The 10,004-nt window shown below is 39.7% G+C and carries 12 protein-coding genes; 5 read left to right on the top strand and 7 right to left on the bottom strand.

Translation table 11 applies throughout. The annotated features are described in order from the left end of the window. The first annotated feature begins 19 nt into the window (after positions 1-19). The 3 genes from panB (at position 20) to HZA77_16000 (ending at position 1,952) form a co-directional block, all read left to right on the top strand. Entirely contained in the window at positions 20-829 is an 810-nt protein-coding gene (gene panB / locus HZA77_15990) for a 3-methyl-2-oxobutanoate hydroxymethyltransferase (GenBank protein MBI5376934.1), read from the top strand. 267 nt (positions 830-1,096) lie between these two features. Continuing rightward, positions 1,097-1,546: a nucleotidyltransferase domain-containing protein gene (locus HZA77_15995; GenBank protein ID MBI5376935.1), complete on the top strand. Its 450-nt coding sequence runs from the start codon at positions 1,097-1,099 to the stop codon at positions 1,544-1,546. After that, positions 1,533-1,952, top strand: coding sequence for a DUF86 domain-containing protein (locus HZA77_16000; GenBank protein MBI5376936.1), 420 nt, complete (start codon positions 1,533-1,535; stop codon positions 1,950-1,952). The genes HZA77_15995 and HZA77_16000 overlap by 14 nt, the downstream gene beginning before the upstream one ends. Before the next feature lie 45 nt (positions 1,953-1,997). On the opposite strand, the gene HZA77_16005 is transcribed toward HZA77_16000, so the two are convergent. Next, a complete protein-coding gene (locus tag HZA77_16005; protein ID MBI5376937.1) occupies positions 1,998-3,353 on the bottom strand; it encodes a hypothetical protein in 1,356 nt (451 codons plus the stop codon). Between the two features lie 324 nt (positions 3,354-3,677). Here HZA77_16005 and HZA77_16010 point away from each other — a divergent pair, with 324 nt between their 5' ends. Next, a complete protein-coding gene (locus HZA77_16010) occupies positions 3,678-3,971 on the top strand; it encodes a nucleotidyltransferase family protein (GenBank protein MBI5376938.1) in 294 nt (97 codons plus the stop codon). Next, complete coding sequence (locus HZA77_16015) at positions 3,964-4,317, top strand: DUF86 domain-containing protein (protein ID MBI5376939.1); 354 nt, start codon at positions 3,964-3,966, stop codon at positions 4,315-4,317. The genes HZA77_16010 and HZA77_16015 overlap by 8 nt, the downstream gene beginning before the upstream one ends. A 112-nt stretch (positions 4,318-4,429) precedes the next feature. On the opposite strand, the gene HZA77_16020 is transcribed toward HZA77_16015, so the two are convergent. The 6 genes from HZA77_16020 to HZA77_16045 all read right to left on the bottom strand — a co-directional run. Continuing rightward, positions 4,430-5,509 carry a hypothetical protein gene (locus HZA77_16020; GenBank protein MBI5376940.1) on the bottom strand — a complete coding sequence of 360 codons (1,080 nt, stop codon included), beginning with the start codon at positions 5,507-5,509 and terminating at the stop codon, positions 4,430-4,432. Between the two features lie 253 nt (positions 5,510-5,762). Then, the gene (locus HZA77_16025) at positions 5,763-6,920 is read right to left on the bottom strand and encodes a glycosyltransferase family 2 protein (GenBank protein ID MBI5376941.1); all 1,158 of its coding nucleotides are present in this window, start codon (positions 6,918-6,920) and stop codon (positions 5,763-5,765) included. A gap of 1 nt (position 6,921) precedes the next feature. Beyond that, a complete protein-coding gene (locus tag HZA77_16030; protein MBI5376942.1) occupies positions 6,922-7,767 on the bottom strand; it encodes a CDP-alcohol phosphatidyltransferase family protein in 846 nt (281 codons plus the stop codon). Beyond that, positions 7,764-8,831 (bottom strand): iron-containing alcohol dehydrogenase family protein, encoded by a 1,068-nt coding sequence (locus tag HZA77_16035; GenBank protein MBI5376943.1) that lies wholly within the window; start codon positions 8,829-8,831, stop codon positions 7,764-7,766. The genes HZA77_16030 and HZA77_16035 overlap by 4 nt, the downstream gene beginning before the upstream one ends. After that, complete coding sequence (locus HZA77_16040) at positions 8,821-9,588, bottom strand: phosphocholine cytidylyltransferase family protein (GenBank protein ID MBI5376944.1); 768 nt, start codon at positions 9,586-9,588, stop codon at positions 8,821-8,823. Before HZA77_16040 ends, HZA77_16035 begins: the two co-directional genes overlap by 11 nt. Beyond that, the coding region (locus tag HZA77_16045) for a hypothetical protein (GenBank protein MBI5376945.1) at positions 9,585-10,004 on the bottom strand (420 nt) is incomplete at its 5' end. The genes HZA77_16040 and HZA77_16045, both read right to left, overlap by 4 nt.

Consider the following 10,004-nt stretch of genomic DNA (forward strand, 5'->3'; position numbering starts at 1 on the left):
TACCAACATGAATAATAAAATGGATAAACGCGCTGATAAAATCACAGTTTCAACAATAAAAAAGAAAAAGGCGGCAGGGGAAAAAATAATAATGCTTACCGCCTATGATTTCCAGTTTGCACGTCTTCTTGATGAGGCAGGAGTTGACATAATTCTTGTAGGCGACAGCGTAGGCAATGTTGTACTCGGCTATGAAAACACGATTCCCGTTACAATGGAAGATATGCTTCATCACACAAGAGCTGTAGCACGCGGCAGAAAGCATGCCTTGCTGATCGTTGACATGCCTTTCATGTCTTATCAGGTAAAGGTGGACAAGGCTTTGGTCAATGCATCGAGATTCCTAAAAGAAGCCGGCGCTGAAGGAGTGAAACTTGAAGGCGGAGCAGAATATGCTGAGACCATAAGGAAAATCACTCAGGCAGGGATACCTGTCATGGCGCACATAGGACTTATGCCTCAGGCTGTTAACCGAATCGGCGGCTACAGGGTGCAGGGGAAGAAAGAAGACGAAGAGAAAAAAATACTCAATGATGCAAAGGCGCTTGAAGAGGCTGGCGCGTTTGCAATAGTCCTTGAAAAGGTTCCTTCAAAGCTTGCAGAAAAAGTCACAGCTTCAGTCTCAATCCCGACTATCGGCATAGGCGCAGGACCTGACTGCGACGGACAAGTCCTCGTGATATACGACCTTCTTGGCTTCGATGACACTTTCAAACCCCGTTTTATCAAACAATATGCCAACATGAAGAATGACATCATCAGTGCAGTTTCAAAGTTCTCAGAGGAAGTGAAACAGGGAAAGTTCCCGACAAAGAATCACGGATATTGACGTCCCAATCAGACTTTCTTTTTTTTGTCATTCCCTTTTTGCAGTCATTCCCATTTCTGCAGTCATTCCCATTTCTGCTGTCATTCTCATTTCTGCTGTCATTCCTATTTTTTCTGTCATTCCCGCGGAAGCGGGAATCCAGTGTCTTTCTCTGTTAATTCTTTAGCATCCCCAAAAGAACAAGCTAATATTTCCAACTTTCCATTGCTTCTTAAGGAATTCCATATTATTTTATATAATGTAATCTCTAAAGATTAGAGCCAGCTTATGAAAGAAGATAATTTACTAACAAACAATGACATTGAAATTCTGAGGTGCTATTTCGCATCTCACCCTGAGATATGTACAGCTTATCTTTTTGGCTCGCAGGCCTCCGGCTCTTCAACAGAGCTTAGCGACATAGATATAGCCATTCTTTTAAAAGATGACACCACAAAGAATAATATTTTCAGGAACGAAATGCTTCTTGAAGCAGAGATTTCCCTTCTTCTTAAAAAAGAGAAAATAGATCTTTTAATCCTTAATGCTGCCCCTTTATATCTTACATACAATGTCATATCTCAGGGGAAAATAGTTTATGAGTCAGACCCTGTTGTAACAATGGATTTTGTTGAAATGGTAATAACTCAATATCTTGATTTTGCACCGACTCTTAAAGAGTATTTCAAGGAGTATGACGCTTCTCTTAAGCAGGAGTATCTTGGTGGTAAATCCTGAAAAAATCCGCGCAAAGATTTCAGTCATTGAGGAAAACCTTGGAAAGCTTGATGAGCTGAGACAGCTTCCAGCAGATGAATTTAAAAAGGACTTCAGAAATATTGAAGCCGCAAAACATCTTCTTCAGGTATCAATAGAGGCAATGACAGACATAGGCACCCACATAATATCAAGGATGAGATTGAAGATTCCTGCAACAAACGCTGATGTGTTCAGAACTTTAAGCGAAAACGGTTACATCCCCGGTAATCATCTTGATAAATTCATTCTAATGACAAGGTTCAGAAATAAAATAGTTCATTTTTATGTAAAAGTTACTCCTGATGAAATCTATAACATTCTGCAGGAAGACCTTCCGGATTTTAAACTTTTTATTTCTGATGTTCTTAAGAAGAACTTGCTCTGAATATGACAGCAAGTGCATTGCTGTAATGTTGAAGTATACTCTCCATCACTTCTTTTCAAATGTCGCACTTATGGTATGGTTTTTTGTGATGTTCGTAAAAGTATAAGTTTCACTTCCATCAGAAGAAACTCCATCTACTTTTACCTTTGATATTTTGTAGCCTTTTTTCGGTGTAATGGTAAATGTTGTGCTCTCCCCGGAATTAACTTTCACCTGCCCTTTCGGTGCAATACTTCCTCCTGAGCCTGCAGACGCAGTGATTGTAAAAGTCTGTGGAGTTGAGACCGATTCATAAGCTCCTAAATCAATGGCAGTGCCTACAACACGCTTTTGCCCATCCTTATCTGTTTTCAATGCATTTAAAACTGCTTTATCTTTTACTAATTTTTTAAATTGGCTTGAGTCAGGATTCAATCCTTTATCAATGGCAATCGAACCAGGGTTTAACCTGAAATCCGAGTCGGCAAAGTTAAGGCTTCCTGCACTGGGAAAAACATTGTTCTCCTTTGTAATGGCAAAAGTCCATTCGTTTTCAAGTTTTGTCGGGTCAATATAGTTGTTATAAACATTGCTATCTCCGCCAAAATAAACGTCTGATGAATTATCCGCGAAAATGTTGTTTATAAAAGTTCCTTTGCCGTAAATGCCGCCGCCATCAACATAAGCAGAATTGCCGTAGATTGTAGAGCTTGTAACAGTTACATTGCCAGAGCTATAAATACCGCCGCCAGCTCCCGGGATGTAGATGCTGGAGTAATCGAAGTTGTTAGCAGAGTTCCCGTAGATGATGGAGTTTGTAATAGTCACATTGCCACCAAAAATACCGCCGCCATGACCTCCGGCCGTATTTGCAGAAATGATGGAGTTCGTAACAGTCACAGAGCCGCCGCAAATTCCGCCGCCGCTCCCAAAAGCAGAATTTCCCGTGATTGCGGAATTTATGACAACTAAGCTGCCACGATAAATCCCATTTTTATCTCCGATTCTGATACCGCCGCCGCTGCCATAATTATCAGCGCTTCCATTTTTAACAGTAATTCTATCAATAGTTAAAACAGCATTTTTACTGTTCACATAATTGAAGACCTGATGCGTGTTATCTCCATCCAGGATAACGTCATTACATGTCAATCCGTCCCTGGCTTTTATGGTGATGTTGCGGGCTTCAGTGTCTGTAAACTTGAAAGTCCCGAATCCGTCATCTGTTGTTCTATAAGTCCCGGCATCTAAAATGATTGCGTCATCTGCTTTGTTCCCAGCAGCACTAAGAAGTGCCTGCCGGAACTGGCTTGTTGTGCTTACGTTGAAGGTTGCAGCTGATGTATAGCCGCAAAAGAATGAAGAAATACAAAGTATGAAAAGCAAAATAAAGACAATATTTTTTGCGTTTTTTGAATCCATCCCCAACCTCTCCACTAACGCAGTAAATCCATCTGAAATTAATCAAATCACATTGATAAAAGCATATAGTAAATTCCATTATTAATAACAAGGTACTTTAAGCTTTTTATGTTCATTCTTTTGCGTGCCCAAAAGAACGAACCAAGAAAAGGGGACCCTATGAAAGTAGTCTGGTATTAAGTAACCCAGTAAACAAAGTATCTAAGAATTCTCTTTATTAAAGCATTATTTAAGTTTTTATTTGATTATTCCAACTTTACACGGCTGAAAAATCAGATTAAAATATGTTTGATATATTATTAAGTATTTATCAGAGGTTTAAATATGAAACCACTTGAGCAAATAAAGCAGATAATCCAACAACACAAAGCAGAACTAAAAACTAAATATTGTGTCCGTGAGATAGGTATCTTTGGTTCGTATGTGAGAGGGGAGCAAGCGGATAACAGCGACATCGATATTCTCATAGAGCTTGACAGACCAATCGGTTTTGTTAAATTCATGAAGCTTGAAAAATATATTTCTGACCTCATTGGCATCAAAGTTGACCTTGTAACAAAAAAAGCTTTAAAGCCATACATAGGAAAGAGGATTCTGCAAGAGGTACAGTATGTCTGAAGAGAGACTTTTGCAGGATTATCTGAATGACATAATCGAATCAATAACTGATATAAAAGATTTTACTCATGGATTAAGTTTTGAAGAATTTATTAAAGATAAGAAAACTGCAAAAGCTGTTGTTAGAAGCCTTGAGGTTATTGGAGAAGCAGTCAGTAAAATTCCTCAAAATATTTTAGATAATTACCCAAATATGTCCTGGCAGGAAATAAAAGGGATGAGGAATAGATTGATTCATGAATATTTCGGCGTTGATCTTGAAATTGTCTGGCAGACAATGAAAGAGGACATAGAACCATTAGAATCTACAGCAAGAAAAATGTTTTCTGATTTGTATGGCGGTTGATTAATAGTTTGTTTTTCTGTTCATTCTTTTGCGTGCCTAAAAGAATGAACCAAGAAAAGGGCACCCCTGGTATTGCCAATTAATAATTCTAGACCTAACTTTCGCTTTATAATTATTTTGAAATCCCATGAATAACATCTGCTTTAATTGCCATTTTTAATAAATATTCAGCAAAGTCCTTTCTCATCCCTATGTTATAAAGAATTTTTTCGTCTAATTTGTCTAAATTAGAAGCGACTAATAAAGTTATAATTAAATCTATTAATTCTATTGATGAATTTCTTATCATAAGTTTATCTTTCCTCAACAATTTAAACAATTTATCACCCCCATCTATTTCCCGTAATATAATGCGTTCAAGTAACAGAATATGGTTGATCCCAATTTTATGACATAGATTTTTTATCAACAAAATCTCGTCAGCATAATAATCACCAAATAAAAGAAGAGGCTTTTGTAAGCTTAATTTAATATTAAATCTTTCAAGGCGACATTCTATTAAACTATGAACACTATCAGTTGAAAAATACTTAAAAAGATTAATTGAGTTAATGTTATATTTAGGAGTTCTCTTTGATTTTTTAAACTTCATGTTTACTTTAATTTTTGCTTCTTCTTTTCTAAGTGCTGAGAATTCATTGTCAGCAACTTCTAACAACGCAGAGATGGACAGTAATCTTCTAGTTATATTGACTGGAAGATCTGGTTCTTTTTTATAATAAATATTATGAGAGACTGCATTCCACGCGTGTGCTAATACTGTACAAACCTGTATCTCTGCAACTAAACCCCTATATCTATTCCCGTTAGGAAATAAGCAGTTTTCATTTATAGAAACTATATAATGGTAACCACGATACCCAAATCTTTCGTGGTCAGAAGGTTTTTGTATATTTTCAATTATCTTAAATTCTCTTTTTAATATTTTTAAAATCTTTTTATAATCTTTTTGATAATAATGAATTATGCGTAAACCTGAAAAGTCTTTTATGTTTTCTAGGGGAGTCTGATATTTTTTTCGTATAATTTTATTTTTTACACTTTCGAGAGATTTTGTCCTTTTTTCTATGTTATATATTTTTATATTTGCCTTAGATAAGAGTTCATTTAAACGCTTATGTAATTCATCAGTAAATTTGTCATAGCGTGGTTTAATCGATTTATATTTTCTGAGCGTCTGATTTATATCCATATATTATTATCCCAAATTTGCCTTGGTAGTGTAAATCCATGTGTAAAGATAACCATATTTTAATATGCTTGAAATATCATTTTCATGAAATATATGTCAAAATATCAAGAAAGAATATCTTTTTTGCAACTTCAAGTTTTGAGAGGAAGACGAGAAAGTGGACAGCGAGCAATACCGGAGTGTACTCTTCTGTACATGAGGATTTGCGAGCTGGTCACTGACGAAGTATAACTCCAAAAATTGAAGTTGCACACTAGCGGGTGGTGCGTTCCCAATAAGGCTTATAACTTCCCACCATCAACTTCAAAATCCCAGTCCCCTGCGCGGCATTAGTGAATGCAAAATAGAATGGCATGTTAAAAATCGTGTGAAGTTTTTTATCGCCTCCGGAAAATGCCAATCCAATGAGCGCGAGACAATAAAAAAAAACCTGTAATGCAAGAAGAGAGAAATAAAAATAGCCATCAAATGCAAGAAATGCGTTTGATATAAAGGCAGCAATCATGAACAGAAAAGAAAACCATCTTAGAATCTTGTGGGAAAAAAGCTGAAAGGCAATCGGGCTTTTAAAAGGTAAAAGCAGACCCAAATGATGAAGAACAACATTGAGAGAGCCGGCGGCAATCCTTTCCTTTCGCCTGTATTCATCGGAGAGCGAGCCTGAGCTCTTTTCAGATGCCATTGCTCTCTCATTATAGATGCATCTGTAACCCTGCTCTATTATCGAAAGCGATATGGCAAGGTCATCCATGAAAATCCTGTCAGTCCTATGAAACGAAAAAGCCTCTTTTCTTACCATATAAATCGCACCATCAAGTCCGGTGGTAGATAAAAGATTTGATTCGAGTTTCTTGACAAATGACTCATACTTCCAATATATCCCTTCAGCCATTGCAGTCTTTTCACCGCTCTGCATGATTACCTTTGCCCCGCCTGCGCATCCAACATTTTTATCTATGAAATGCTCTGCAAGCCTCCGCACAGCGCAGGGGGAAAACATCGCATTGGCATCAGTAAGCACAACAAGCTCTCCATGTGCAAGCTCCATGCACTTATTTATAACGCCAAGCTTTCCCCTTCTCTCTTTAAAATCATAAACGCTCAATCTCTCATCACCGTTCGCTCTTGCAATCTCGACTGTGCGGTCATCTGAGCAGTCTGATGCGACTACAACATCGAGTTTTTCCCGCGGATAATCCTGACCAAGTGCATTCTTTACTTTCATGGCAATACACTTTTCCTCATTCCTTGCGGGGATGATTATTGTGACTGTCGGAAGTGATGCATCGTCTATTACATCATCATTTTTTTTGCCAGATACTGAAAGGCTCGTAAGCGCCGCAAGAATGAGCGGATACAAAATGTACGAATGGGCAATCAGAAGGAGAGATACCCAGAAAAGTATTGTCATATTATTTGCCGCGGCAATTAATCCAATTGCTTACATAAGAGCGGCTCACAACTATAGCGAAGCGCCCTAAAAATGAAAGCGGCAGCATGAATGCATAGAAGAATACGAGTATTGCTCTTGTATCAGGATAAATATTTTCACCCAGATAAGGTCTAACCAGAAAATAATCAATGAAAGATGTGACGAGCATTGCAACAAGAATACCTATCTCATTTATGGTTGCCCCGGTTGCAGGCCAGAGTCTCAAAAGCCATAAAAATAATTTTATTATTGCGGGTCTTTCCGGCACACCTTCCTGATTATAAAAATTGTTCTCATCGCCGGGAAATTGCAGCTTTACTTCTTTACCCTTGAATTTTCCGTAAATAGCCTGCTCTGCGGCAGTAAAAATCATCTTGTTGAAATGGTAGAAAGTAATAAAAAGTCCGCATGCGACTATAAGCCAGAATTTCCTGTGCTCTCTGTAAAGCCCAATTGAAAAGCCAACCATGGCAATGAAGCTCACCATATGGTGCCCCATTGCATCAAGGAATATCCCTTCGTCTGAAAACTGTTTTTTGTACCGTGCGACCTCACCGTCAACACAGTCTGAAAGATACCAGAGCTGGATGAGTACGCTTCCCACAACAGCGCCTGCCATAGAAGCAGTCGCATAACAGACACCGCCAATAATCCCCAATATTATCCCGAAAAGTGAAATCTGATTTGGCGTTATTGATGTGTTGACAAGATGCTTTGTTATATGCGCCGATACCCTGCGCATCACGAACCATGCATAGAACTGCTCTTCATCGCGGTTTTTCTGGTGGTTCCTGCGGATGAACTCTGCAGTGGGCTTTGTGCTCACTTCGTCCCCCAGACTTTTTTCACTGTCTTTGCCGCAAGCCTCTTATTGATTTTCAACTGTTCGAGTACTGTGAACCTGTCAGGTCTTGTGCGCGGTGCATAGCAGATTGCTTCAACCATCTGGTCTAAGGAAAGATTTATTTCCGATGGATGTGTAGGAAGCCCCGCCTCGCTGAAAAACGTCCTCATGGCATTGTAGTCATTCCCCTGAAGGCATGATGCAGCAAGAACGCCGAGCGCCACCTGCTCGCCGTGAAGCGCAGGGGAGCCATAGAGCGCATCAATGGCATGGCTTATCTTATGCTCGGAACCGCTGCATGGTCTGCTGTTTCCTGATATCTCCATTGCAACACCGCTTAGAATCAATCCTTCCACAAGCCTTGTGATAAATTCTTCAGTGAATTTTATTTTTTCCTTCCGGTTATTGTAAAGCGTATAAACTGAGCTTGCCGCTGTGTGAGCGAGTATTGCCGCGTAGTCATCATATTTTTCACCTTTAAACTGCGCCGCAATTTGCCAGTCGCGCACTGCCGTTAGATTTGATAACAGATCCCCCACTCCGGCCGCAGTGCTCCTGTGGGACGCCCTTTTTACAATATAGAGCGGCACTATGACTCCGATCGGTATTGATGCACCGAGGCTCATAGACTTCCCTTTGATGTCTTTTATTATGGCAACTGGCGAGCATATGCCGTCATGCGAGACCTGCGTGGGAATACTTATAAATGGTGTGTGGGTTTTTGAAGACGCATATTTTGCTATATCAAGGATTTTCCCACCGCCCACTCCCACTATTACATCAGGCTTTATCTCCTGTGCGATAGATTCGACGTCTTCGGTCGTAGAGATGGAGTTGTCATCAAAGACATTTATCTCCCCTTTATGTTTCTTGGACAGAGATTTGAAGAGTTCCTTGCTCAGAGTATTGTAGGTCTTTTTTCCGGAAACTATAAAAAACCTTTTGTAAGAGTTTTTTGTAAAAACATCTTCAAGCTCAGCTCGTAGTTCTTTAAACTCTGACGCAAATTTAAGATGGGAGGGTACGGAAATCTTTCTAAGATACATCCTCTGGAATTTCCTTAATTATTTTTAGTGCAATGTCCTTAGCCTTCTGCAAGTCCTTATGATCATCAACCTCAGTCCAGTGCATCCCCTTTGTTGAAACCGGAACAAGGCTTATCTGTCTGCATACCCTGTGAAGAGCGTCCTCATAGTATTTATCAGTCTCGCCATTTGACAGCATCTTCGATGATTCCACAAAGAATTTATCTCTCCCCTCTCCCCTTAGATGCATTATCCCTATATACTCGCCGAGGCTTTTTGAGGGTTCAAGCCATTTCCCTATATCAACGATCTTTCCGTTGCCGTTTGTTATTACCTTCATCTCTTCCTGCGCAAGGGGTTTCACATCATCAACTACGAGAAACGAATCATCGTGTCCCGCTTCCAGTTGAACGACAGCGCGCTTTAGAATCTCAGGATCATAGAGGATGTCAGAGTTTAGAAGAAGCGTCTCATCATCAAAGAATTCTTTTGCAATATAAACCGAGTAGAGGTTGTTCTTTGTATCATACTCCGGATTGGGAAGAAAAGTGAATGTGGCGCTGCTCTGGCCAAAGTAATTGAAGATAAAAGACTGAATCCTCTCTTTCTTATAACCCGTGACAAGGACTATCTGTTTAAAGCCATTGGCGATGAGCTCTTTTATTGAATAATAGAGCATAGGTGCAGCGCCCACTTCTACAAGGCATTTCGGTTTGTCTTCAGTCAAAGGGAGCAGTCTTTTCCCCAAACCTGCGCAAAGTATTACAGCATTTTTCATTTACCTCTCCCTTTAAGCTTTACTGCAAGACCGCTTGTAAGCTTCCATTTCTTTGATGTCTGGCACGGTGTGTTGAAATATTTTATCCATGTGATCTTCCAGTCATCGTTGCCGGAGACTAAAGCGATATCCTTGCAAAGCTGTCCTACCGGAATCCCCACTGATTCAAGCGAATAGAGATGAAGTTTCGGCGAGCGGCATTTGCCTCCCGCTAAACATGGCTGCGGATGGCAAAGCTGGCATGGACCCGCTCCAAAGGCATCCGTTACCGAGCCTTCGCCAAGAAGTTTTTCAATCTCTCTTTTGAGCTTAATCATAATGACGCTGTGCCAGCCCGGTATCTGGTCACTCTTGATAAAATCCTTTGACTGCATGGCAATGAATATGTCCGCTTTGTCGAGCTTAGGTCTTATCTC

It is taken from the genome of Candidatus Schekmanbacteria bacterium, assembly GCA_016219965.1.
GTDB lineage: Bacteria > Schekmanbacteria > GWA2-38-11 > GWA2-38-11 > J061 > JACRJM01.

What these genes read in the sequence shown, in the direction of transcription:
- panB (MBI5376934.1), top strand. Translation starts at nt 20, where the DNA reads ATGGATAAACGCGCTGATAAAATCACAGTTTCAACAATAAAAAAGAAA.
- HZA77_15995 (MBI5376935.1), top strand. Translation starts at nt 1,097, where the DNA reads ATGAAAGAAGATAATTTACTAACAAACAATGACATTGAAATTCTGAGG.
- HZA77_16005 (MBI5376937.1), bottom strand. Translation starts at nt 3,353, where the DNA reads ATGGATTCAAAAAACGCAAAAAATATTGTCTTTATTTTGCTTTTCATA.
- HZA77_16010 (MBI5376938.1), top strand. Translation starts at nt 3,678, where the DNA reads ATGAAACCACTTGAGCAAATAAAGCAGATAATCCAACAACACAAAGCA.
- HZA77_16015 (MBI5376939.1), top strand. Translation starts at nt 3,964, where the DNA reads ATGTCTGAAGAGAGACTTTTGCAGGATTATCTGAATGACATAATCGAA.
- HZA77_16020 (MBI5376940.1), bottom strand. Translation starts at nt 5,509, where the DNA reads ATGGATATAAATCAGACGCTCAGAAAATATAAATCGATTAAACCACGC.
- HZA77_16025 (MBI5376941.1), bottom strand. Translation starts at nt 6,920, where the DNA reads ATGACAATACTTTTCTGGGTATCTCTCCTTCTGATTGCCCATTCGTAC.
- HZA77_16035 (MBI5376943.1), bottom strand. Translation starts at nt 8,831, where the DNA reads ATGTATCTTAGAAAGATTTCCGTACCCTCCCATCTTAAATTTGCGTCA.
- HZA77_16040 (MBI5376944.1), bottom strand. Translation starts at nt 9,588, where the DNA reads ATGAAAAATGCTGTAATACTTTGCGCAGGTTTGGGGAAAAGACTGCTC.